Genomic DNA, 24,066 nt, shown 5'->3' on the forward strand with positions numbered 1-24,066 from the left:
TTATAAAAATGGTAATTTTACAATTTCTGCTTTTAGGTTTTTGTTTCTAACGGCAATATAAATTTCATTTCCAACTTTGGCAAAATCAGTATCAACATATCCTAAGCCAATACCATAATTTAAACTCGGCGATTGCGAACCACTGGTTACTCTACCTATACTATTTCCACTAGCATCAACAACCGTATAATCATGCCTTGGAATGCCTTTGTCTATCATTTTAAAACCGACTAATTTCTGTTTGGCACCATTGGTTTTAACATCAGCAATCATCTCTTTTCCTACAAAATCTTTATTGAATTTAGTTACCCAAGACAATCCAGCGGCAATTGGCGAAGTGCTGTCGTCAATATCATTACCATATAAACAAAATCCTTTCTCTAAACGCAGCGTATCTCTTGCTCCAAGACCAATTGCTTGCAGGCCAAAAGGTTTTCCTGCTGCTATAATTTTATCCCAAATAGTAGTAGCATGGTCGGCATTAAAGTACAATTCAAAACCTCCAGCACCAGTGTAACCAGTAGCAGAAATAATTACATTGTCTACACCAGCGAATTTTCCACGAATAAATCTATAATAAGGAATTGCTTTTAAATCGACATCGGTTAATGATTGCAAAGCATCTGCCGCTTTTGGTCCTTGAATTGCCAACAAAGCTGTTTTGTCTGAAATGTTGTGCATTTCTACATCGTAGCTATTGTGTTGTTGAAACCAGTTCCAATCTTTGTCAATATTACCTGCGTTGACTACACACATATAATTGTCATCGTCTAAATGATAGACCAATAAATCGTCGATAATTCCACCATCTTCATTAGGCAAGTAAGCATATTGTGCTTGATTTCTTTCGAGTTTGCTTACATCATTAGAAACGATAGATTGTAAAAAAGCCAAAGCATTTGCTCCTTTAATAATGAACTCGCCCATATGCGATACATCGAACATACCAACAGCATTTCGTACACAATGATGTTCTTCTATAATGCTTGTATATTGAATTGGCATATTGTAACCAGCAAAGCTTGCCATTTTAGCACCTAATTCGATATGCTTTTGAGTAAGTGGCGTATTTTTCATGGTGAAAAGATAAGAAGAATTTGGAAAATGAAGTGTCTTTATCTTTTATGCTTCTCTTGAAAAAGTAGATAAGTCTTTTTTATATAAGCGGTGCGAATTAACTAAAGTCGAATTAAATCTATTGAAAAAACCTGTAATAGGAAGCAAGAATTAGAAAACATGCTATAGATTAATTTTTATTTTCTTGACAAACCTATTTTTATGTTACATGATAAAATACTGATAATCATACTGATAATATTTCTAATAAAATAATACAACAATAAAATAGCTTTTTTAATATGACAATTGGCAAAATTTGTACTAAATATAACGGTTGCTATATTTTATTTTGTGGTGTATAAAAATAAACATCTATTATATAAAATAATAATGAAAAAAGTATCAATTATAATTCCAGTTTACAATGAAGAACGAACGATAACTAGTATTTTAGATAAACTGATAGAAGTTGAATTAGTTAATAATATATTAAAAGAAATAGTTATAGTTAATGATGCGTCTACAGATAATAGCGAGCCAATAATTATAGACTATATTGAACAAAACAGACAGTATAATATCAAGTATTTTAAGCATATAATTAATCAAGGAAAAGGAGCCGCTTTACATAAAGGAATACAAGAGGCAACAGGAGATTATTTGATTATTCAAGATGCTGATTTAGAATATGATCCAACGGAATACAATTTATTATTTGAACCAATATTTAAAGGCAATGCAGATGTAGTATATGGTTCTAGGTTTATAGGAGGAAAGCCACATAGAGTATTATTTTTTTGGCACTCTGTAGGCAATAAAATACTTACTTTTATTTCTAATATGTTTACTAATATCAATATAACAGATATGGAAACATGTTATAAAATATTTAAAACTTCTTTAATTCAGAATATAAATTTGAAAGAAAAAAGGTTTGGTTTTGAACCAGAGGTTACGGCTAAAATAGCCAAAATTCCAAATATTAGATTTTATGAAGTTGGTATTTCATACTATGGAAGGACTTATGAAGAAGGAAAAAAAATTGGATGGAGAGATGGTTTTAGAGCAATCTATTGTATTCTCAGATATAATTTATTTAATTAATGCTACTATTATTATTGTTTTTATTTTTTATTAGAAATGAAAAACTGCCATCAATTCAGTTGCTATTTGAAAGTTTAATAAAAGCATATTTGAGTTCTAGTTTAATTGTTCTTATAAATGTAGAACTGTGTTCCTTGTTTAATCTGCTTAATCATGTTACTTTATTAGCTGTTTATATGTTGGAACTCTTGATTGTTGTTGTTTTTATTTTTCCAAGATATAAAAATATAATTAATATTATTATGTCTATTGTTAAGAGAAAGAAGAAAATATATTTTTATCTTTTTCTATTCTCTGTTTTTGTTTTACTATTTCTAGCAATATTTATTCCAACGACCAATAATGATTCTATCTCTTACCATATGCCAAGAGTTTTTTATTGGATGCAAAATCATAATGTAAACTTTTATCCAACATTAAATGGACGACAGTTGTTTTCAAGTCCATTTGCAGAATATTTAATACTTCAAAATACACTACTAAGCAATAGCGAATACTATAATAACTTGCCACAATTACTTGCAATGTTTATGAGTTGTGTTACTGTATATCTTATAACAATTCAGTTAAGTAATAAAAAGAAAACAGCACTTATAGGTATGTTATTTTGTTTCTGTTTACCAATGGGAATTTTTCAATCAACAACAACTCAAAATGATTATGTAGTTGCAGCTTATTCTATAATTTTATTATATTATATATTAATTTCATTTAAAGAAGGAATAACTTTGTCTAATTCTATTTTTTTTGGAGTTGCATTAGTTTTAACAGGATTAACAAAATTTACTGGCTGGATTTTAATAAGTCCTTTCTTATGCTTTTATGGTTTAAAAATCTTATTTCGACATAAAATCAAATCAATAAAGCTAATAGTTATTACTGGACTATTAACATTGTTATTATTGCCTTCGTTTTATAGAAACTATAATTCTTTTAATAATGTTATTGGACCAAAAATGTCGGAGCCATTATCTGTTCCTGTTACAATGACAAACTTAAGTTTAAAAGATGGAATTTCTAATACAATTAAGAACATAGCAGTTTCTTCAGCTGTACCATTTGCTCCAATTAATAGAATTTCTAAAAAAATAGTATATAAAATACACAAATTAATAGTTGTTAATGTAAATAAAAAATGGAATAACTATAATAATATACCATTTAGTAATAATTTTATTTTTCATGAAGATGGTGTTTCAAATTTCATACACTTAATTTTATTTCTATTTTCATTAATTTGTCTTTGTTTTATTAAATACAATAAACTTCTTAAAATCTATGCACTATTATTAGTTAGTTCTTATCTCTTATTTTCCATTTTACTAATGTGGCAACCTTGGCACAACAGATTAGAGCTGCCTTGGTTTGTTATATTGTGTCCTTATTTAGCACTATTTATTTCAGAATTTAAATGTTTTAAATATATTATAATTAGCTTAATGATATTTTTTATGATTCCTTGTCTATTGTTAAATCCATCAAAACCAATAATTAATGTGTTTGGCAAGAAGCATTATCAACCTATTTTTTTTTCTGGAGAAGATTTAAAGATACTTAAACAAAAAAATGCTACCTTATTTAATGCTATTGACAACAGTTTAACTAAAAATAATTTTAATGGAATTGTATTCTATACCACAGAAAATGATACCATAAAAAACAGAATATCAAAAGAAATAGATTTTAATTATCCAAGATCTATTTTTAAGAAGACTTATAATGAACGAATGTTTGCGAATGATATAACCATATATCATCAGATAAAAAACATGAATATATTAATTGATAATAATACAAATATAGCAATGTCAATATTAGCAGGAACACCAGAATATGCCATTCTATATTCTTTAAGAGAAAACAAAAAAGTGCATCAAATACAAAATATTGGAGTGTTAAGCTCGTTAAAAAATTTGCCCAATGCAACAAAACCATTTGAATATGATTATCTCATAACCAATAATTTTTTACTAGAAAAACAAATTAATAAAAACAATATTGATTCGATTTATGACTTTGCTTATTTTAGACTATATCATTTTAAAACAAGGCAACATAAAAAATATATAGTACAAGATGTGTTGCAAGATTTTTATAAGGAAGCAAAATAAAAAAACAATGTCAAGCACTATAATCTTGACATTGTTAAAAATAAACCACTATGGACTAAAAGTCCATAGTTTTGTTACGGACTGAAAGTCCTATTTCGGACAGTACTTCTCTATTCAATTATAAAATTATCATTTGAGTTCGTATTTGGATTCCTATGATGTTCTAAATATTCATTTACCATTTCATCTGTTATATTACCTGTACTCCAGCAACCATAACCTATTGCCCAAAAATGACGACCCCAATATCTCTTCTTTAACTCTGGAAACTCTATCTGTAATTTTCGTGAACTGCGTCCTTTCAATAATTTTACCATGCTACTTATTGATTGTGATGGACGATATTCTATATGCATATGAATATGATCTTTGGATACTACTCCTTTCAATATTACAATATCTTCTGCTTCACATATTTGCATCAAAAGACTTCTACACCTTACTTTTATATCTCCTTCCAATACTGCATATCTATATTTTGTAGCCCAAACAATATGTACTGTAAGCCGTGATATGCTATGACCATTGACCCTTTGGTATTCCATACTACAAAAGTAAACATTTTTAGAAGCTAAAGCGAAATGCACTAAAGTGCATAGTTTTAACTATTTTTGAGACCAATAAACTTATGAATTATTTGAGATTAATCTTCGTTTGGTGGTGGTGGTGGACCTTCGCCTGGTTTTGCATGATTAATTAGCATCTTTTTAAAATTGTCTTCCGCTGTAATTAACTTTGCTACTTGTTTATTGTTAAGCACTGTTTTAAACTGTGCAATATATTTTTTGGTTAACTCAACATCTTTGGTTTTAAACTCAAGATGCTTATTAATTAAATTAGTTACTTCTGCTTCTGTCATTTCATCAATTGGCTTCTCTTTGTCAATATCACCAATAGTGTTTTTTCGCAATGCTTTTTTTTCGGCTTCAAACTGATTGTAAATTGGCCAAAATTTTTGTGCTTGCTCTTCAGTCAAATCTAATCGTTGTGTGATAAATCCAATTTTTAATGCTTCAATTTTTTCTTTAGATGGTTTGTCAAACTTTGGTGGTTGAGCAGAAACGATAAACAAAAATCCTGCTGTAAATAATAATAGTGTGAATATTTTTTTCATAATTATAAATTTTATTTATTAAAATATATAAGTTTCATCGTCGTAATAATCAAAAGTTGCTGGATTGTCTTCTATATATTCTTTAATTGAATTGGCATCAATAGCATTAATAGTTGATACATCAATATCTTCGTGAATATTTGTTTCTTTAATAGCTACTGTTGTTTCAATTGGCTCAATGGTTTTGGTGTTAACTGCTAATAGTTTAATGCTATCTAAATTAGTATTAAAGACTGTTTGCACATCACTTGGTTCAAAATCATATAAATTATTAGCTACATAGTTTTGAATATCACTTGTAGTTACTTCATTTAGCAATGCATTATATGATGTATTGGTGTTGTTTTGTTTGATGATGAAACTCAAGCCAAGAAAAAAGATACCTATAATACTAGCAGCAATACTTAAATGCTTAAATGAAAATCTTGATTTAGAAATGGCAACCACTTTTGTTTTAGGTAAATCAAGCGAAGCGTAAAAATTTTCAAAATAGTTATTTGGAATATCTTCTACCTTTTTCTTATTGATAGCTTGTAATACGCTTGGCGTTTCTGTTTCAAGTTCAATTTTATTCCAAATGGTATCTGCCAACAAATCAAAATATTGATTAGGAACAACTACTTCTTTTTCTTGCAATTTTATTTGATGCAATAATTCTGCTTGTTCTTTCAATTCATTTAATATGTTGTTTTTTTCTTGCATTTAATAGTTAGACTTTTTTAACTTAAAAAGGTTTAATGGCTTAAAATAAATTCTTCAATTTTTTTTGCTGCATGATGATAAGACGCTTTTAATGCACCAACTGATGTTTCTAAAATTTCGCTCATTTGCTCGTAAGGCATTTCATCATAATAACGCATTACAAAAACTTGTTTCTGTTTGTCTGGTAACTGTGCTAATGCTTTAGCTAATTTTTGTTCTATCTGTTGTGTGTTGTCGCTATCTACACTTGTTTGTTGCGAAATATTGGACTGACTAATATCTACCGAAAGATGTTTTTTGTTTTTGTTGATGAATGTTAGTGTTTCGTTCGTTGCAATTCTAAAAATCCAAGTGTATAAAGAACTATCGCCTTTAAATTGAGTACTATTTTTATACACTTTTATAAATACATTTTGTAAGATGTCGTTAGCATCATCATGATTGTTGGTCATTCTTCTAATATGGTAATACAATGGCTTTTGATAAGTGGCTACCAATGTTTTAAACGCTTGTTCTTTAGTGTTTTCTTGTTGAATAGCAATCAGCAATTCGTCCATATAATTGTTTAGACTAAAATAATACCAAAAGGTTTAATTGAACAAAATATATAGGTTGAATTTATTTTAGTAGCTTTTTTATTTTGTTGAAATAAAAGTCTTCAAGTTGATTGTTTCTTAGAGCTTTTACAGTGAACTACAAAGCTATCTCTATTAGATTGCCACATTTTTTTCGTACTTAAAAAAATGACTACAACAGTTTTAAATTATAAATTAACAAAGAAAAACTACTTCACAGTAACTCTGCCCGTAGTAATGATTTTATTATCTATTCTTAGTTGATAGATGAGTATGCCTTTAGATTTTAAATCGTTCTTATCAATTTTTACTTGATAATCTTTAATATCTTCTACTTTATAAACTTCGCTGCCAATTAAATTATAGAAAGTAACAGATACTTTAGCTGTAGTAACATCTACGCTTTGATCTATACTAATAATGGCATCTGAAACAATTGGATTTGGATAAACTTTTACAATATTGGCATATTTGTCATACGCAAACTCAAACTTAGCACTTGCCATTTGATGGCTTGCTATGCTTAAAATTATGACCAATAATAATGTAAAAAATCTATTCATACGCTTTTACTATATCTCTACACTTGTAAATTTATCATAATATTTTTAAATAAACAATACTTGTGCCAATTTTTTTTCGATTTCTTCGTTATCGCCAATAACTATAATCTAACAATATCTGCACCTAAAGCTCTTAGTCGCTCGTCTATGTTTTGGTAACCTCTATCTATTTGATGAATATTAGATATCACGCTTTTTCCTTCGGCGGATAATGCTGCAATTAATAAAGAAACACCAGCTCTAATATCTGGCGAACTCATATTAATTCCTCTTAATTTATATTCTTTATTGATGCCAATTACTGTTGCACGATGTGGATCACACAAAATAATTTTAGCACCCATATCTATCAATTTATCGACAAAAAACAAACGACTCTCAAACATTTTTTGATGTACTAATAAACTGCCTTTTGCTTGAATGGCTGTTACTAGTATAATACTTAATAAGTCTGGTGTAAACAATGGCCAAGGTCCATCGGCAATACTTAAAATACTACCATCAATAAACGATTTAATTTTATATCTTTCTTGTGCTGGAATAAAAATATCATCGTTAATAAATTGCATTTCTATACCTAATTTTTGAAAATAAGTTGGAATTAAACCTAACTTGTCTAAACGAACATCTTTAATGGTAATTTCAGAAGAGGTCATTGCTGCCAAACCAATAAAGCTACCAATTTCAATCATATCTGGTAGCATGGTATGTGTAGTACCATTTAATTTTTCAACGCCTGTAATATGTAGTAGATTAGAACCAATGCCTGTAATTTTTGCACCCATTCTTACCAACATTTCGCAAAGTTGTTGTATGTATGGTTCGCAAGCAGCATTGAAAAGAGTAGTTTCGCCTTCTGCTAAAACTGCTGCCATAATAATATTGGCTGTTCCTGTAACCGATGGTTCTTCTAGTAAAATATAAGCACCTTTTAATACATTGGCAGTTAATGAATAAAAACTATTGATTTTATCAAACTCGAATGTAGCACCTAATGCTTGAAATCCTAGGAAGTGTGTGTCGAGTCTTCTTCGTCCAATTTTATCGCCGCCTGGTGTTGGTAAATATGCTTGTTTAAATCTTGCTAAAAGTGGTCCAAGTATCATTACAGAACCTCTTAAGTGTGTTGCTTTTTGTTTGAATGCTTCTGTCAATAAAACTTCTGGTGAAATATTTTTAGCATTAAATGTATAGCTGTGTTCATTGTGTTTGGTAACAGCAACGCCCATATCTTGTAGTAAAAGAATGAGTTTGTTTACATCTAAAATATTAGGAATATTGTTGATGGTTACATCTTCTTCGGTAAGCAATACTGCCGAAATTATTTGTAGTGCTTCGTTTTTTGCACCTTGTGGTTGTATAGTTCCTTTTAATGGTTTTCCTCCGTGTACTTCAAAAGCATCTGCCAACATAATTATTTATAGCGTTTATTTCGGTTTTGGTAATTTCGGTTTTTGTTGTTTCTGTTGTTCTTTTTATAGTTGTTGTTTTTCTTTCTGCCGTTACTGCTATTTTTTGCTTGTGTAATATTTATTTTAGCAGTTGCTTCAATCTTCATTTCATCAGTAATCACCAACTCACCTTTAGATAGTGTTTTGATGTCTTCTTTGATGAGTTCGTCGTTTACTTCTTCAAAACTCCAATTTCTATACGCTAGTTTCATGTAACCAGCAATCATCTCTATAAATGCTTTTCTCTTTTCTGGATCTTTTTCTAACATGGCTTTCTTTACCATGGTTTCTACATTCTTTCCATAATGGCGAAATCGCATATTGTGTTTTGGATAAGCCATTGGTGTTGGTTGTATATAAGCAGTTTCTAAGGTTGGCTTTGGATATGGTGAGTTGACTTCTAGTTTAAAATCAGACATGATGAACAAATGATCCCACAGTTTTTGTCTATAATCTTGTGTGGTTTTTACTTGTGGATTGAGTTGAGCCATCATATTAATAATAATCTCAGCAACGGCTTGTCTTTCTTCGTCATCTTTTATAGAAACAGCGTGATTTATCATTCTTTGAATGTGTCTACCATATTCACGCATAATAATATTTTCTCTTGTTGTGTTGTAAAACATAAGTTTTTAGTATTTAAAAAATGGAGCAGTTTAATGAATAGCTTGTACTATTATACACTTGCGAACTACAAAAATGATGCTTTTTTTTAATTTATCAAACTATTGCTTAAAAATAATGGTGTAGATTGTTGAACTAACTACTCAATCACCTCTAGTTTTGCAAACTTAAGCATGATTTTTTTGTTGCCTGATGTATCAAAATAAATGGTTGCAATTTTATTATCGCCAACACCTTCTATAGCAATTACTTTTCCTGTATCAAATTTTTCGTGGTAAACTTTTGTGCCAATCGCTAAGTCGTTTAATGCAACATCTATTTTTGCTTTTTTAACTGCTTTACTTTTTGAAGTTAAATTTTTGCTGATTTCAGTCGTAGTAATTGGCTTTGCTGTGGTTTCTTTTGCTTTAGATAAATACCACTTGCTGTTAGAAGTTTCGTCTGCAATAGTATTTTGTGTATTTTCTTTTTTCTTTTGTCCTAAAAACTTTAAATGCTTATCATTAATTTCTTCTATAAATCTACTTGGATCATTATAGTTTAACTGACCAAATTTGTAACGCATTAAAGCATAAGACAGTGTAAGATATTGTTTAGCTCTAGTAACAGCTACATAAAATAAACGGCGTTCTTCTTCTATGTCTTCTCTACTAAAAATAGACAAAGCAGATGGAAATAAATTTTCTTCTAATCCAACTATAAAAACACTTTCAAACTCTAAACCTTTGGCTGCGTGAATGGTCATCAGCTTTACTTTAGGTCGCATGTCTTTATCATCTTCATCTTGATCAGTCAATAAAGAAATTTGTTGTAAGTAAGCGGCTAAATCATTTTCTGGTTTCACTTCTTCCTCTTCGTATTCTGGTTTTTCTTCTACGGTATATTCTTTAATACCATTTAGTAATTCTTGCACATTTTCATATCTGCTAATGCCTTCAACTGTTTTATCATTAAACAGTTCTAGAACTAACTTAGATGTTTTTCCTATATATTCTGCAATTTCGTAAGCGTTTTTAGTCCTCAACATTACTTGAAAACTCTTAATCATCAAAGCAAAATTTTTGATAGCATTAATTGCTCTTGCTGTTAAACCTTGAATAGTTTCTGCATGTTGCACCATGTGCCATAAAGGTAAATCATGTTCATCTGCTGCTATAATCAATCGTTCAATAGATGTCTGACCAATGCCTCGAACTGGATAATTAATGACTCTTTTTAGTGCTTCTTCATCATTCGGATTAACAGTTACTCTTAGATATGCCAAAAAATCTTTTATTTCTTTTCGTTGATAAAAAGAAGTGCCTCCATAAATTTTATACGGAATATTGAGCTTGCGTAAAGATTCCTCGAATGAACGAGATTGTGCATTGGTTCTATATAAAATAGCTATTTCATCATTGCTGATGTGATGACGCATTTTGTGTTCAAAAATAGTATCGGCTACTAATCTTGCTTCTTCTGTATCTGACTGTGTTTTATAGACATTTATTTTATCACCATCGGTTTTGTTCGTCCAAATTTTCTTTTCTAATTGGTCTTTATTGTTTTTGATGATATCGTTTGCTGCTTCAACAATAAAAGGTGTAGAGCGATAGTTTTGTTCTAATTTATATATTTTTAAATCTGGATAATCTTTCTCGTAATTTAAAATATTTTGAATTGTAGCACCACGAAAAGCATAAATACTTTGAGCATCATCACCTACTACACAAATATTTTGGTTTCTATCTGCCAACATTTTTACAATAGCATATTGTACCGTATTGGTATCTTGAAACTCATCTATCATAATATGTGTAAATCGCTTCTGATATTTAAGTAATACATCAGGAAAGTTAGATAGCAACTCATGCATTTTTAGCAACAAATCATCAAAATCCATTGCTCCAGCTTTAAAACATCGTACACAGTATTTTTTATAGAGTTCACCAAACTTAGGTCGTCCACTTTGTTCATCTTCTTCAATTAAGTCGTCATAGTTGTCGTAATCATTCGGACCAATTAAATTATTTTTACAATTCGATATTCTGTAAAAAACAGTCGCTGCTTTATACATTTTATCGTTCAAACCTTCTTCTTTAATAATGGTTTTTAATAAACTCTTTGCATCAGCAGTATCATAAATGGTAAAATTATTCGGATAACCCAATTTGTTCGCTTCCATTCTTAAAATTCTAGCAAAAATAGAATGGAAAGTTCCCATAAACAAATTTCTAGCTTCGCCACCTAGAATGTGTTTAATTCGTTCTTGCATTTCTTTGGCAGCTTTATTGGTAAAAGTTAGAGCCAAAATTCTAAAAGGGTCAATGCCTTGTTCCATCAAATAGGCAATACGATAAGTTAAGACTCTAGTTTTACCAGAACCAGGTCCAGCTATAATCATTTGAGGACCATCTATATTAGTAACTGCTTGGTGTTGTACTTCGTTTAATTCGTCTAAATACGACATTGAACAAAGATAATTAACTGCACTACATTTTTAAAAGTAAATATCAACAAGTATTAAATTAAACCATTTTAATAATACAGCTATTTTTTCAACACACAAATATCTATTCCGTTAATAACTACATAAAAAATGTGATACTGATTAGTATTCGGAAGAGCAAAATAAATTTTGAACATTTTTTTGTTGAGTTCAAGGCAAAAAACACAGGCATAGCCAAAAGCTACGGCGAGTATTTTTAACGAAGAAGTCAGCAAAAAAATGCAAAAGAATAAAGCTATTTTGAATGCTAATTAGTATTAACAATTAAAGTAAAATTTAACATAATATATTTTAATTTTAATATTTTCTGTATTATATTTGTTATCAATTAGTATAAGACACAAGAAACCATACACAAGAAACCACACTCAAGAATATTGGTCTTGCATAGCTGTTTTATACTATAAAGCGTTCTTTAAATCTGCGTCACTCTGAACGAAATGAAATGTAGTGAAGAGTCTCTTATTTGTATCACAGAGATACTTCGCTCGTACCTCGCTCAGTATAGACGATTACCCAAAAGGCGTCCACTCTGAGCATTAGCGAAGTTTACCTGTGGTAGACAGGAGTCTCACATTTTATTAAACAAAAAACAAAATTTTAAACAACAAAATAAAAAAATATGAGACAAATTATTGTAGCCCTAGTGGCATTAAGCTGTATAATAAATATAGCTTGTAAAAAAGACTGTAAAGAAGAAGAAGTAATAGACCCAAATAAGGTTTATACTGGTGTAGTAGTTCGTTATTATAACCCAGAATGTGTAAGTACAGGATTGAATACACCACCTTATTTAATGCGAGTAAATGATTATGTTTTAGATTCCTTCATTACCATGACTTTGCCTAGCCAGTATAGAATTGAAGGCAAACAGCTAAACTTTAAAATTGCTGAAGATAGTGTAAATATTGCTTATTTAATATGCAATGCCTCAATAATAAATGGACCAAAATTATTAAAAATAGATGATATCACCGAATAAAATTTAAAACCTTTAAAAATATTTTATTATGAAACCTTTAATTTTAAAATTAATGCTGGTAGTGTTATGTCTACTAGGAAAAGCGTATGCCAAAAACAATGTTTTCTATTACTCCGATAATAGAAAAATAACACTTAGTGTAGATACCAATATAATTGTGTATAAAACCAAATCGGATATAGTAAAAGAGCAAATTCAAAAAAAATTTCCAGCACTACAATATATCGATGAAAACAAACATCAAGTTATTCGTTTGTCAACAAATAAAGCTATAGCTAATTCAAAGCAAGGCATCATAACTAGCTATTGTCAGTACCTTGCAAACAGTACTTCAATATAAAGACCAAAACATTAGTTTTAAATTTAAGCAAGCTCAAGAAAAACCTCAGTTGAATAACTAATAAAAAATATTTTAAAAACAAAATAAATTTATCATCATGAAGAAATTAATTTTAATTCAATCACTCGCATTCCTTTTATTTGCATTTTGTGATAGGAATGAAACTGACTCTTGCGACTATGATATGTGTAACCCAAATAGAAGCACAATATTAGTTGCTGAAAACTGGACTGGCTACCTTAGCTATTACAATGACTTAAATAAGTGGGCGGCTAATATTCACATTCAAGGCACAATAGATGGAATACGCACTTGTATTATTTGTTCAGATATACCAGACTCATTAAAGATTATTGGTAAAACAGTAGTTATTAGCGGTGAACTAAAAGAAAGTTGTGATACACCAACACCCGTACTCGGAGGACAAGAAATTTATTTTATTAATCCAACTAAATTACAATAATGAAAAATATGTTAATAATAGTATCTATAATGGCAAATGCAATTTTTTGTAATTCAATTTATTCTCAAATAAGATATGACAATGGTGGAATATTAATAGAAAGTTCTAGCAGTAGTGAGTACACAATTCATGGTAATAAATGGAATAAGCAGTTTGTTACTTATTTCTTTGATAATATAACAAATGATATTACGCATTCTGAATCAGCAAAAGAATCAATAAGAACAGCATTCAAAACTTGGCAAAATATAACTCGTTTATATTTTATAGAAGGGTGTAATATAAATGATGCAGATATTGTAATTAGATTTGCAAGTGGAAATCATGGAGAAGGAGAATCTTTTGATGGAGTTAATGGTGTTTTGGCACATGCCTTTTTCCCACCACCCAATGCAGGATCTTTAGCAGGTGATGTTCATTTTGATGATTCTGAAACATGGTCATTATTATCCCAAAATAGTAGTTCTCAACCAATTGATTTACAAACTGTTGCTCTACATGAGATTGGGCATAGCTTAGGATTGGCACATTCAACAGTAAGTGGTGCTGTAATGTATGCATATTATGGAGGTACAGATAGAGACTTAGAATCTGATGATATTAATGGAATTAGAACAATATATGGCTCTTTATTACAGGAGCTTCAAGTTTTGTAAATAATGGCACTTATAACATTGCCGAAACTTTACCTATCGGATATACTCTAAATTGGTCAACTAATATTCCGTGTGTTGCTTTCTCTACTAGTGGAACATCAGTAACCTTAACAAGTAATGGATATTCTGGATCTCTAACTTTAACAGCATTAGTAAGCAATGGATGTAGTAATATTTTATTTACAAAGGAAATACAGACTTCTTCACCACCACTTACTATCACAGGTAGTGGTTCAATATGTACCAGTGGTAGTAGTAGTACTTATACACTTAATGGTGTACCTATAGGTGCTATAGTTACTTGGTCTTATGCCTCACCTGCTAGTGGTATTGTTACATTAACACCAAGTGGCAATACCTGTGTGCTTACTAAAAATAATACAGATAATGGTTTAATTACATTAGTAGCTACTGTTACACTATGTGGTCAAAACTATACTGCTATAAAATACATCAACTCTGGGTTGCCATTTTTCGATGAACCTACACACGCTATTCCTAGCTTTATAGATTGTGATGGTGCCACCAACTTTCAATGTTATACTTCTGGACCTGATGGAACAGTAAAATGGTATGCTGCTAGACCATTAAATCATACTAATACTTCATGGACAAAAGTATGGTCTGTACCAAGTACTGGTTCAGGCATAATTTGGTCAGGCAACTCAGCACCAAATAATACATTAAATGCTGTAGATGTACATTTTAGAGCCAATAACAGACAAATAACACTTAAAACAACAGCTTCAAATGCTTGTGGTTCTGCTGTTCAATATTATTGTTTTGCTACAAACAATACGGCTTGTCCACCAAGTGGATATGCATTAATGAGCGACTGTAATAATTTTGAAGTTAGCTTACAAACTATGTCCAAACAAGTCCAAATACAACAAAGTAGTAATTCTTTATGTAATACAGAAAGTGAATCACTACAATTAAATAGTATACAAATAATAGACAAACTGGGCAATGTTGTCAATGAACAAAAAGTAGATAATGTACAAAAACTATACAATATAGATTTATCAATGGCAAAAAATGATATTTATTTTGTATTACTACAATACGATAATTATGTAGAAACACATCAAATAGCAATGTTTAAGTAAGTAAATTATTCTATTAAGTAAATTAAAGCAGGTTGGTTATTAAATCAAACTGCTTTTTATGTACATGACTTATTAAATTAAACCATTTTAACAGTATAGGCATTATTTTTGATTATATTTGTAGCAAGCAATAGAAATACAGAATGAAAAAAATATACTTATCACTTAGTTTTATATTTATTGTACTAATAAGTCTTGCCAATCAACCAGCAATTGGTACTAAGGCACCAGAAATAAGCGAAAAAATGCCAAATGGAGAAATACTTACACTGTCTTCTTTACAAGGCAATGTTGTTTTAATAGATTTTTGGGCTTCTTGGTGTTATCCTTGTAGAAAAAAAAATCCGCAAGTAGTTGCACTATATAATAAGTACAAAGAAACTTCTTGGAATAAAGCAACAACCAACGGTTTTGTTATTTTAAATGTATCGTTAGACAAAAACCAACAAGCATGGGAAGATGCAATTGCTAAAGATGGTCTAGTTTGGAAACATCATGTAAGCGATTTAGGTGGTTGGAATGCAAAACCAGCTCAAGATTATGGCATTCGGTCTATACCACAAACTGTTTTAGTTGATGAACAAGGTTTTATCATTGCTTATAATCCATCAATACCATTTGTAGAAGAATTTTTAAACAAACGAGTTTTTGTTTCTAAAAAAGAGTTGAAAGAAAAACAAAAGAAAGAAAAGAAAAAGAAAAGTAAAAAATCTGAATAAACATACGAGCAATTGACAGCTAATAAAATTATGTCAAATTGTCTGATAAAATCCTTTGGCAAGTTATTTGTCGAAGGATTTTTAAATAAAAACAATGATGAACGAAGAGATAAAAGATAAAGACGAACAGTTGGAACAGGACACAGTAAATCCATCAACTGACGATATACATACTACTCAACAAAAAGAAACGGTTGAGAATGCAGAAGAATCAATCGACGAATTGGCTAAAACACAACAAATTGCAGACGAATACAAGGATAAATATCTAAGATTATACGCAGAATTTGACAACTTTAAAAGAAGAAATGCTAAAGAAAAATTAGACTTAATCAAATCTGCTAGTCAAGATACCATGAAAGCACTTTTGCCTATTTTAGATGACATTAAAAGAGCAGAAGCCAATTATGAAAAGGACAAAAATGCAGATACTTTTGCCAATGGCACACAATTAATCAATGATAAACTCATTAAAGCATTACAACATAAAGGTTTGGCTAAAATGGATTGCTTAGGCAAAGATTTTGATACGGAATATCATGAAGCAGTAGCAGAAATTCCAGCACCAAGTCCAGAGTTAAAAGGTAAAATTATTGATGTAGTAGAAGATGGTTATACTTTAAATGGTGTAATTATTAGATATGCAAAAGTAGTGGTAGGTAAATAAAAATATTATGGTAAAAAGAGATTACTACGAAGTACTAGAGGTAACAAAAACTGCGTCTGGAGAAGAAATAAAGAAAGCTTATAGAAGGTTAGCATTGCAGTATCATCCTGATAGAAATCCTGATGATAAAAATGCAGAAGAAAAATTTAAAGAAGCTGCAGAAGCTTATGATGTGCTAAGCAATCCTGATAAAAAAGCAAGATACGATAGATTTGGACATCAAGCATTTGGTGGAGGTGGAAATAGTGGTGGCTTTGGTGGTATGAATATGGACGATATTTTCTCGCAGTTTGGTGATATTTTTGGTGGTGGTGATGGTAATCCTTTTGAATCATTTTTCGGTGGAGGCAATCGTCGTTCTAATCGTAGAGGTAATGGCAGACCAGGAAGTAATCTTAGAGTTAAAGTAAAATTGAACTTAAAAGAAATGGCTTATGGTGCTCAAAAGAAAATCAAAATAAAAAAATATACTACCTGTACAACTTGTGATGGCATTGGAGCGAAAGACAAAGACTCTTTCCAAACTTGTAATACTTGTAATGGAAGTGGTGCTGTAAGAAAAGTAACGCAAACTTTTTTAGGACAAATGGCAACAACTTCTACTTGTCCAACTTGCGAAGGAGAAGGTAGAATTGTAACCAACAAATGTACTAAATGTAAAGGCGAAGGTAGAGTGTATACTGAAGATACAATTACACTTGATATTCCTGCTGGAGTTAGAGAAGGTGTACAGTTTTCTATGCAAGGAAAAGGAAATGCAGGAATAAGAGGTGGTTATGCTGGTGATTTGCTTATTTATGTAGAAGAAGAAAAACACGCAGAATTAGTTAGAGAAGATGACGATGTGGTGTATACGCTTTATTTGAATATTGCAGATGCAGCTTTAGGAACACAGGTTGAAGTACCAACAATTGATGGAAAAGCAAAAATTAAAATTCCGAAAGGCACACAAAGTGGTAAACTATTTAAGTTGCAAGGCAAAGGTATTCCAAACTTAAATGGATATGGCAAAGGCAATCAAATAGTAAAAATACAAATATTTACACCAGTAGATTTAACAAAAGAAGAAACAGACTTGTTAGAAAAAATGCGACTATCAGACAACTTCAATCCAAACGAACAAAAAACAAAAAATAAAGGTTTCTTTGAAAAGTTTTTTTCTTAGGTTAGCTATTTCTTTGCTGTAATAATATTACTATTAGTTTAATTAAAGAGTGTTTTATAGCAACAAAGAAGCGTAGGAAGAAAAAATTCGGTGGCTAAGCGTGGCTATGTAGCGTGGAGCGATCATTTTTTCTTGATTTTTTGTTTCTTTTTTATCAAGAAAAAAGAAAAAGAATAATAGTTTAAGCATTATTTTTTGTTAGCTTGAAATGCTTTATAATGTTACAGAAACTCGAAGTACTCAATAACAACTACTATTAAATTAGCTACAATACAAAATGTGCTACTAATTAGTTAGTCCGTAAAGTAGTTTTTATTTAATTTTAGCTATCAATATGGAAAGTCCTTTAGACATCAAAACTATAGTAGCTACACTCAACAAAGATTTACCACTACACAGTATGTGGGACGGATTTTGGATTAGTCGCTTCAAAGGAAAAGAATTAAACATTTCTTGTAGTTTTGATAGAAGTTATTATAGAAACTACGATATTATATTTAAAGATGTCATATTCTTTAACTTACCAAGTGAATGGAGAGATACTGATATTTATGGAGACGACTTAATTCGTTTGAGTAATAAAACAGAGTTTGGTCAACATCATCCAAATTTTAATACCGAAGAGTATAATATCTTTGCCATAGACATTCATTTTAACAGCAAGGAATATTCGTTCTTTGTCGTATCAAAAAGAGTATACTTATATAAATGTGAAGGACAGCACTGCTTTCCAGAAGTAGATTACAAAGAACCATTTACAAACGAACCATTTCCTTGCACTAAAAATAGAGTTTTGTGATTTCATAATATTTATTTTACGCTTAACTATTTTATGCTTATTTTTAATTTATGGAAAACCTTTTTTATATAGGACTAGATAAAAATATACTATACCAAAAAGAATTTATAGACAATGGATATCCATTAAAGTATTTTGGACCAACAAACAATATAAACATATTAATTGGTGCAAATAATTCTAGAAAGAGTAGGTTGATGCGTAATTTGATTGTGGACTTACAAGAAGAAGTTACTCCATACTATGAGTTTAACATTCAAAAGAAATTAAATTCAATTCATTTAAAGTTAAATTCATTAATAAAGATGATGAATCTATTAAATAGAGATAATTCAATAAATTTAGTAATTAACTACATTGATAGAATAACACATGATGAGAATCTAAAACATATTTTGGATAATAAAGTAGATATAAAGACAATAACCAATACAAATAGAGCGACTATAAACCTAACAGTTAAGAAGGCAACTGACTTAAAAGAAAATATTAAATTGCTATCAACTAGAGAGTTTATTACATTAGTAGATAAACAAGGATTCAGTGGGACAAACAGTAAAGAAAAGATAATTAAAGATATAAATAATTTTATTTTAGAATCAAATTTAATTGTAAAGAGTTTAAAGTCTACTGAAAAAAACAGCTCTCTTTCAATGTTTGAGATAGATGAAAGTAGAGAGAAAGTTACATTGTTACAAAAAATTAATAATTCTAAATATAGAGTATTAGAATTTAGTTCTAATTTAGAAAGAAGTACAATTCTATTATTCTTAGAACCATTAATTACCGAATTAGAAAACTTTGAATCTTTAATTCCAAATAAATTAAGTGTAGAAAACATTACTTATATTCCTATATTACGAACAGCATATTCTTTATATAATAATAAAAACGGGAAGGTCAGTAATGATGTTTTAAAGGAAACGGTAACAGAACTATATTTTAAGAATAAAGATTTTAATAATAATGAGCATAAAACATCAAGTTCATTTAAAATATTTAGTGGATATACACTTTACGAAGAAATAAAAACATTACGAAACAGTATTAAAAAAGATAGAGACAAATTAGATAAGTTTCAAGAGTTTATCGGCACTCATTTTTTTAACACTAAAGAATTTGATATTATATCACAACATAATAAATGGGATTCTAAAAATGAGCATATATTAATAAAGCTGCCAAATGAAGATGATAGAACACTACACAATCTAGGAGATGGAATACAATCTTTAATTATTTTATTATTTCCAATTTTTATGGCAAATGAAAATGATTGGTTTTTTATAGAAGAACCTGAATTAAACTTACATCCATCTTTGCAAAGAATCTTCTTAGAAACAATAAGTTCCAATAAAGATATAGTATATAAAAATCTAAAAATATTTTTTACAACACATTCTAACCATCTATTAGATTTAAGTATTGAACATCCAGATAATATTACTATTTTTTCTTTTGAAAATAAATCTAGTAGTAAAGAATCTGTATCTGTTATTAAAGAAATTAAATCAAAAGATTTATCTATTTTAAATCAGTTAGGTGTAAATAATAGTTCTGTATTTATGGCAAATTGTTCTATTTGGGTTGAAGGACATACTGATAGAAAATATATAAAAGGATTTATAGAACTATACAAACAAGTTAATAATTTTAATTATAATGAAGATATACATTTTTCTTTTTTTGAATATTCAGGTAGTAATTTAATGCATTATAATTTTGATGATGAAGAGAATGAAATTGATTTAATAAATGCAAATTTTCTGTCTAATAGAATTCTCGTCGTTGCTGATGAAGATACTGGAAAAGAAAAAAAACATAACTACTTTAAACAGGAACTTAAAGAAAAGTATATTACTACAAGAAGATTTAATTCAGAAGAACTTGAAGGAGGAAAAGAAATTGAAAACCTATTACCACCTATTATTATTGAAAAAATGATTAAAAATATATTTAAAGAAAATAAGTTTTTAATTCCCAAAAAAGAGACTAAGCATGAAGATTATATGATGAAATCATTTGGTAGTTTTATAAAAACAAAATTTCAAATTAAAAACAAAGTTGTATCTGATAGTAGTAGTTTAGCAGGAGAGTATAAAGGGAAATTTGCAGATACCTTTTTAGAATTGGTTAGTAATAAAGAAATTAAATGGAATGATTTAGGAATTATAACTCAAACTTTTACTAAAGAAATTATCAAATTTATACAAGAGAATAATACAAGAAACTAACACTACAAAAAACTTTTTTCTAAATAATTTTCTTTTCCGTATCTTTGCATATGGAAATCAACTCACGCTTTTCTCAACACAAATTTGCTGGTGAAGGTCTAACTTTCGATGATGTATTACTCATTCCATCGTACTCAAATATCTTACCAAGAGAAACCAACTTGCAAACTAAAGTCACTAGAAACATCAGTATCAACATACCTATTCTGTCGGCTGCTATGGACACCGTAACCGAAGCACCTTTGGCAATTGCTTTAGCAAGAGAAGGTGGCATTGGCGTCATTCACAAAAATATGAGTATAGAACAACAAGCAGCTCAAGTGCGTAAAGTAAAACGCTCTGAGTCTGGCTTAATCATCGACCCAATTACACTTAAAGCCAATAATAAAGTAGAAGATGCAATGCAACTCATGGCAGAAAATAAAATTGGTGGCATTCCTATTACAGACGACAATAATTATCTCATTGGAATTTTAACCAACAGAGATTTGAGATTTTGCAAAAACTATAAAATTGATATAAAAGATTTAATGACCAAAGACAATTTGGTTACTGCTCCAGAAGGCACGAGTTTACAACAAGCAGAAAATATACTACACGAATACAAAATTGAAAAACTGCCTGTTGTAGATAAAAATGGAAAGCTAATCGGACTAATAACTTATAAAGATATATTAAAAGTTAAAAATTATCCAAATGCAAGTAAAGATGATTTAGGAAGACTACGAACTGCTGCTGCGGTTGGTGTTACCGAAGATATGTTTGATAGAATTAGTGCATTGGTAAGCGTAGGTGTAGATTTTATTACCATTGATACTGCTCACGGACATTCGGCTGGTGTTATCAACGCAGTAAAAAAAGCCAAACAACAATTTAACCATTTAGATATTGTAGCAGGAAATATTGCAACTGCCGAAGCAGCCAAAGCTTTAGCCGAAGCAGGTGCAGATGCTATTAAAGTTGGCATTGGTCCAGGTTCAATTTGTACTACGAGAATTGTTGCTGGAGTAGGTGTTCCTCAACTAAGTGCTATCTACGAAAGTGCTATGGCTTTAAAAGGGACCAACATTCCAATTATTGGAGATGGTGGTATTCGTTATACTGGCGATGTAGTGAAAGCAATTGCTGCTGGTGCCAATACTATTATGGCTGGTTCTTTGTTTGCAGGAACAGATGAGAGTCCAGGACATACTGTAATTTACGAAGGCAGAAAATTTAAAGTGTATAGAGGCATGGGTTCATTAGAAGCCATGGATAGTGGAAGTAAAGATCGTTATTTTCAAGATGTAGAAGACGACATTAAAAAATTAGTGCCAGAAGGTATTGTAGGAAGAGTACCATACAAAGGTACATTGAACGAAGTGGTGTATCAATTTATTGGTGGATTAAAAGCAGGAATGGGCTATTGTGGAGCGAAAGATATTCCTACACTACAAGAAACAGCACGATTTGTAAAAATTACTGCTGCTGGCGTAAACGAAAGTCATCCACACGATGTAACCATCACCAACGAAGCACCAAATTACAGTAGATAGCAAGAAGTTTTTTAATGATTGAAAAGATAAGAGTTATTCCAAATAGTCTTCAATAATGTCTAGCCAGTCTGCGTAAATGTCTACGCTGCTAATACCAGCTTTTTCTTCTTTGCTACAATTAATAACTATTCCTTTTACTTGCTGATTGATTGCTATTTCTAATTTTTCTTGTGTCCAATCATCTACAAAAAAACAGTTGGTATGCTTATTTGCATTAGATATATTTCTAACAATATAATCTAAATCATCATTTAGTAATTCATCAATCGTAGTAATATCATTTAGATTGATGAAAGTATGCGTACCAATTTGTGCTTCATCTATATAAGTATAATCAACTTCAACAGCATCGAATTGTAGTTGTTCGTGTACAAATAAAATTTCTTCAATACTTTGATAATTGGCAAACTGACCAACTATTTTAGGTTCGTGCAACCAAGCAATAATTTCTTTTGCTTTTTCAATGGTAAGTGCATTTTCATTGAGTGCATCGAAACAAAATCCAAAATAATGTGTAGGATAAGCTGCAAAAAATCTTGCGTCAGTTAAATTAGATATGTTTCTTACATATAATTGCATCTATAGTTTAATTTTATAAAAGTATTGTAATGCAATAGTACTTAATAAAACACCATAAGCACCAAGTTGGTGAATCTCTGCAAAAAAGATTGGAATATTGCCTTTGCTACTCATTACAGTTATTATTCCAAGAGTAATTTGTAGTATAATTAAAAGAGCAAGAATGGTTCTTTCTAGCTTAAATTTTCTATAATCAATGTGCTTGGTTTTAATCCATAAATAAATAAAATATAGAATAATAACAAAAGCAATATTTCTATGAATAAACTGAATTAATAAATTAAAAGATGCTTCGTAGGAAACACTAAAATCAATAGTGTTTGGATAATAACTACCATTCATTAATGGAAATGTATTACATGCTAGTGCAGCTTTAGAACCAGCAACCAATGCACCAACACCAATTTGTAGAATAACCAAAACCAAAAATCCAACAATAGTTGCATTGTTTTTATTGCTCATAGGTTTATTGTATAAATAACCTAAAGCAAATCTAAATGTAAGTGCTATAATTAGTGTTGCTATAAGCAAGTGAAACATCAGTTTAAATGGATTAACTAATACTTTGTTGGCTTCTAAACCACTCATTACCATTATCCAACCAACAATGCCAGCCAAACCACCTAATGCAATTAGTAATAATAATTTTAGTATATCTTTTTTAAGTAATATTTTTTTAATTATAAAATATATCATTGGAAGAAAAGCACACAATCCCATAAATCTTGCCCAAAAACGATGAATGTATTCCCAAAAAAATAACGACTTAAATTCTTGTAGTGTTATAGTACTATTGACTAATCTGAATTGGTCGAATTGTTTGTATTTTTCAAAAGCTATTGTCCACTCTTGTACATTCATAGGTGGAATAAAACCCATGATAGCTTTCCATTCTGTAATAGATAAACCAGAACCAGTTAATCGTGTTACACCACCTAAAAATATTTGAACTAACAGCATGAAAACACCAAGCATTAGCCAAACACCTATAATTTTATTTCTTTTTTGTTCAGTAATCATTAGTTGT

Annotated in this window: 25 protein-coding genes; 13 read left to right on the forward strand and 12 right to left on the reverse strand. The window is 29.9% G+C overall.

All coding sequences use genetic code 11. The annotated features are described in order from the left end of the window. Window positions 1–1,077 (reverse strand): glycine cleavage system aminomethyltransferase GcvT, encoded by a 1,077-nt coding sequence (gcvT, locus tag H6553_11105; GenBank protein ID MCB9034378.1) that lies wholly within the window; start codon window positions 1,075–1,077, stop codon window positions 1–3. A gap of 372 nt (window positions 1,078–1,449) precedes the next feature. Between gcvT and H6553_11110 the strand changes: the two genes are divergently transcribed. Together H6553_11110 and H6553_11115 are read left to right on the forward strand one after the other, a co-directional pair. Further along, a complete protein-coding gene (locus H6553_11110) occupies window positions 1,450–2,163 on the forward strand; it encodes a glycosyltransferase family 2 protein (GenBank protein MCB9034379.1) in 714 nt (237 codons plus the stop codon). Continuing rightward, the gene (locus H6553_11115; GenBank protein MCB9034380.1) at window positions 2,163–4,274 is read left to right on the forward strand and encodes a hypothetical protein; all 2,112 of its coding nucleotides are present in this window, start codon (window positions 2,163–2,165) and stop codon (window positions 4,272–4,274) included. The genes H6553_11110 and H6553_11115 overlap by 1 nt, the downstream gene beginning before the upstream one ends. Before the next feature lie 110 nt (window positions 4,275–4,384). On the opposite strand, the gene tnpA is transcribed toward H6553_11115, so the two are convergent. The 8 genes from tnpA to H6553_11155 form a co-directional block, all read right to left on the reverse strand. Next, window positions 4,385–4,819, reverse strand: coding sequence for an IS200/IS605 family transposase (gene tnpA / locus H6553_11120; protein ID MCB9034381.1), 435 nt, complete (start codon window positions 4,817–4,819; stop codon window positions 4,385–4,387). Between the two features lie 98 nt (window positions 4,820–4,917). Next, window positions 4,918–5,388, reverse strand: a complete 471-nt coding sequence (locus H6553_11125) for a Spy/CpxP family protein refolding chaperone (protein MCB9034382.1) — start codon at window positions 5,386–5,388, stop codon at window positions 4,918–4,920. Window positions 5,389–5,406: 18 nt separating this feature from the next. Continuing rightward, the gene (locus H6553_11130; protein ID MCB9034383.1) at window positions 5,407–6,090 is read right to left on the reverse strand and encodes a hypothetical protein; all 684 of its coding nucleotides are present in this window, start codon (window positions 6,088–6,090) and stop codon (window positions 5,407–5,409) included. Window positions 6,091–6,122: 32 nt separating this feature from the next. Beyond that, window positions 6,123–6,647, reverse strand: coding sequence for a sigma-70 family RNA polymerase sigma factor (locus H6553_11135; GenBank protein MCB9034384.1), 525 nt, complete (start codon window positions 6,645–6,647; stop codon window positions 6,123–6,125). 227 nt (window positions 6,648–6,874) lie between these two features. After that, window positions 6,875–7,228 carry a T9SS type A sorting domain-containing protein gene (locus H6553_11140; protein MCB9034385.1) on the reverse strand — a complete coding sequence of 118 codons (354 nt, stop codon included), beginning with the start codon at window positions 7,226–7,228 and terminating at the stop codon, window positions 6,875–6,877. Between the two features lie 101 nt (window positions 7,229–7,329). Further along, window positions 7,330–8,640 (reverse strand): UDP-N-acetylglucosamine 1-carboxyvinyltransferase, encoded by a 1,311-nt coding sequence (murA, locus tag H6553_11145; protein MCB9034386.1) that lies wholly within the window; start codon window positions 8,638–8,640, stop codon window positions 7,330–7,332. A gap of 2 nt (window positions 8,641–8,642) precedes the next feature. Next, entirely contained in the window at window positions 8,643–9,305 is a 663-nt protein-coding gene (locus H6553_11150; GenBank protein ID MCB9034387.1) for a DUF4290 domain-containing protein, read from the reverse strand. 137 nt (window positions 9,306–9,442) lie between these two features. After that, a complete protein-coding gene (locus H6553_11155) occupies window positions 9,443–11,752 on the reverse strand; it encodes a UvrD-helicase domain-containing protein (protein MCB9034388.1) in 2,310 nt (769 codons plus the stop codon). Window positions 11,753–12,413: 661 nt separating this feature from the next. On the opposite strand from H6553_11155, the gene H6553_11160 reads away from it, so the two are divergent. The 4 genes from H6553_11160 to H6553_11175 all read left to right on the forward strand — a co-directional run bounded on the left by H6553_11160 (window position 12,414) and on the right by H6553_11175 (window position 14,232). Beyond that, window positions 12,414–12,773 carry a hypothetical protein gene (locus tag H6553_11160; GenBank protein MCB9034389.1) on the forward strand — a complete coding sequence of 120 codons (360 nt, stop codon included), beginning with the start codon at window positions 12,414–12,416 and terminating at the stop codon, window positions 12,771–12,773. A gap of 28 nt (window positions 12,774–12,801) precedes the next feature. Continuing rightward, window positions 12,802–13,113, forward strand: a complete 312-nt coding sequence (locus tag H6553_11165; protein ID MCB9034390.1) for a hypothetical protein — start codon at window positions 12,802–12,804, stop codon at window positions 13,111–13,113. A gap of 97 nt (window positions 13,114–13,210) precedes the next feature. Beyond that, a complete protein-coding gene (locus tag H6553_11170; GenBank protein MCB9034391.1) occupies window positions 13,211–13,576 on the forward strand; it encodes a hypothetical protein in 366 nt (121 codons plus the stop codon). A gap of 29 nt (window positions 13,577–13,605) precedes the next feature. After that, a complete protein-coding gene (locus H6553_11175; protein MCB9034392.1) occupies window positions 13,606–14,232 on the forward strand; it encodes a matrixin family metalloprotease in 627 nt (208 codons plus the stop codon). Between the two features lie 10 nt (window positions 14,233–14,242). On the opposite strand, the gene H6553_11180 is transcribed toward H6553_11175, so the two are convergent. Further along, a complete protein-coding gene (locus H6553_11180; GenBank protein MCB9034393.1) occupies window positions 14,243–14,455 on the reverse strand; it encodes a hypothetical protein in 213 nt (70 codons plus the stop codon). A 139-nt stretch (window positions 14,456–14,594) separates the two neighbouring features. On the opposite strand from H6553_11180, the gene H6553_11185 reads away from it, so the two are divergent. The 7 genes from H6553_11185 to guaB all read left to right on the forward strand — a co-directional run bounded on the left by H6553_11185 (window position 14,595) and on the right by guaB (window position 22,460). Then, window positions 14,595–15,341: a hypothetical protein gene (locus H6553_11185; GenBank protein MCB9034394.1), complete on the forward strand. Its 747-nt coding sequence runs from the start codon at window positions 14,595–14,597 to the stop codon at window positions 15,339–15,341. Window positions 15,342–15,484: 143 nt separating this feature from the next. Continuing rightward, window positions 15,485–16,060 (forward strand): TlpA family protein disulfide reductase, encoded by a 576-nt coding sequence (locus H6553_11190; GenBank protein ID MCB9034395.1) that lies wholly within the window; start codon window positions 15,485–15,487, stop codon window positions 16,058–16,060. A 94-nt stretch (window positions 16,061–16,154) separates the two neighbouring features. Beyond that, on the forward strand, window positions 16,155–16,727 hold the full coding sequence (locus H6553_11195; GenBank protein MCB9034396.1) for a nucleotide exchange factor GrpE: 573 nt from the start codon (window positions 16,155–16,157) through the stop codon (window positions 16,725–16,727). Window positions 16,728–16,734: 7 nt separating this feature from the next. Further along, entirely contained in the window at window positions 16,735–17,892 is a 1,158-nt protein-coding gene (gene dnaJ / locus H6553_11200; protein MCB9034397.1) for a molecular chaperone DnaJ, read from the forward strand. A 334-nt stretch (window positions 17,893–18,226) separates the two neighbouring features. Beyond that, window positions 18,227–18,691: a hypothetical protein gene (locus H6553_11205; protein ID MCB9034398.1), complete on the forward strand. Its 465-nt coding sequence runs from the start codon at window positions 18,227–18,229 to the stop codon at window positions 18,689–18,691. A 50-nt stretch (window positions 18,692–18,741) separates the two neighbouring features. Then, entirely contained in the window at window positions 18,742–20,925 is a 2,184-nt protein-coding gene (locus H6553_11210) for an AAA family ATPase (protein ID MCB9034399.1), read from the forward strand. A 50-nt stretch (window positions 20,926–20,975) separates the two neighbouring features. Continuing rightward, window positions 20,976–22,460 carry an IMP dehydrogenase gene (gene guaB / locus H6553_11215; GenBank protein ID MCB9034400.1) on the forward strand — a complete coding sequence of 495 codons (1,485 nt, stop codon included), beginning with the start codon at window positions 20,976–20,978 and terminating at the stop codon, window positions 22,458–22,460. Between the two features lie 33 nt (window positions 22,461–22,493). Here guaB and H6553_11220 read toward each other — a convergent pair whose 3' ends face one another. Further along, on the reverse strand, window positions 22,494–23,039 hold the full coding sequence (locus tag H6553_11220; protein ID MCB9034401.1) for a hypothetical protein: 546 nt from the start codon (window positions 23,037–23,039) through the stop codon (window positions 22,494–22,496). After that, window positions 23,040–24,059 (reverse strand): COX15/CtaA family protein, encoded by a 1,020-nt coding sequence (locus H6553_11225; GenBank protein MCB9034402.1) that lies wholly within the window; start codon window positions 24,057–24,059, stop codon window positions 23,040–23,042. It lies immediately after the preceding gene. Window positions 24,060–24,066 lie beyond the last annotated feature (7 nt).

It is taken from the genome of Chitinophagales bacterium (assembly GCA_020636535.1).
In the GTDB taxonomy this organism is placed as follows: domain Bacteria; phylum Bacteroidota; class Bacteroidia; order Chitinophagales; family JADIYW01; genus JADJSS01.

Coding starts and splice junctions, on each gene's coding strand:
- H6553_11165 (MCB9034390.1), top strand. CDS start 12,802: ATGAAACCTTTAATTTTAAAATTAATGCTGGTAGTGTTATGTCTACTA.
- H6553_11135 (MCB9034384.1), bottom strand. CDS start 6,647: ATGGACGAATTGCTGATTGCTATTCAACAAGAAAACACTAAAGAACAA.
- gcvT (MCB9034378.1), bottom strand. CDS start 1,077: ATGAAAAATACGCCACTTACTCAAAAGCATATCGAATTAGGTGCTAAA.
- guaB (MCB9034400.1), top strand. CDS start 20,976: ATGGAAATCAACTCACGCTTTTCTCAACACAAATTTGCTGGTGAAGGT.
- H6553_11160 (MCB9034389.1), top strand. CDS start 12,414: ATGAGACAAATTATTGTAGCCCTAGTGGCATTAAGCTGTATAATAAAT.
- H6553_11140 (MCB9034385.1), bottom strand. CDS start 7,228: ATGAATAGATTTTTTACATTATTATTGGTCATAATTTTAAGCATAGCA.
- H6553_11205 (MCB9034398.1), top strand. CDS start 18,227: ATGGAAAGTCCTTTAGACATCAAAACTATAGTAGCTACACTCAACAAA.
- H6553_11190 (MCB9034395.1), top strand. CDS start 15,485: ATGAAAAAAATATACTTATCACTTAGTTTTATATTTATTGTACTAATA.
- H6553_11220 (MCB9034401.1), bottom strand. CDS start 23,039: ATGCAATTATATGTAAGAAACATATCTAATTTAACTGACGCAAGATTT.
- H6553_11150 (MCB9034387.1), bottom strand. CDS start 9,305: ATGTTTTACAACACAACAAGAGAAAATATTATTATGCGTGAATATGGT.
- H6553_11130 (MCB9034383.1), bottom strand. CDS start 6,090: ATGCAAGAAAAAAACAACATATTAAATGAATTGAAAGAACAAGCAGAA.
- tnpA (MCB9034381.1), bottom strand. CDS start 4,819: ATGGAATACCAAAGGGTCAATGGTCATAGCATATCACGGCTTACAGTA.
- H6553_11210 (MCB9034399.1), top strand. CDS start 18,742: ATGGAAAACCTTTTTTATATAGGACTAGATAAAAATATACTATACCAA.
- dnaJ (MCB9034397.1), top strand. CDS start 16,735: ATGGTAAAAAGAGATTACTACGAAGTACTAGAGGTAACAAAAACTGCG.
- murA (MCB9034386.1), bottom strand. CDS start 8,640: ATGTTGGCAGATGCTTTTGAAGTACACGGAGGAAAACCATTAAAAGGA.
- H6553_11225 (MCB9034402.1), bottom strand. CDS start 24,059: ATGATTACTGAACAAAAAAGAAATAAAATTATAGGTGTTTGGCTAATG.
- H6553_11155 (MCB9034388.1), bottom strand. CDS start 11,752: ATGTCGTATTTAGACGAATTAAACGAAGTACAACACCAAGCAGTTACT.
- H6553_11170 (MCB9034391.1), top strand. CDS start 13,211: ATGAAGAAATTAATTTTAATTCAATCACTCGCATTCCTTTTATTTGCA.
- H6553_11125 (MCB9034382.1), bottom strand. CDS start 5,388: ATGAAAAAAATATTCACACTATTATTATTTACAGCAGGATTTTTGTTT.
- H6553_11115 (MCB9034380.1), top strand. CDS start 2,163: ATGCTACTATTATTATTGTTTTTATTTTTTATTAGAAATGAAAAACTG.
- H6553_11175 (MCB9034392.1), top strand. CDS start 13,606: ATGGCAAATGCAATTTTTTGTAATTCAATTTATTCTCAAATAAGATAT.
- H6553_11110 (MCB9034379.1), top strand. CDS start 1,450: ATGAAAAAAGTATCAATTATAATTCCAGTTTACAATGAAGAACGAACG.
- H6553_11195 (MCB9034396.1), top strand. CDS start 16,155: ATGATGAACGAAGAGATAAAAGATAAAGACGAACAGTTGGAACAGGAC.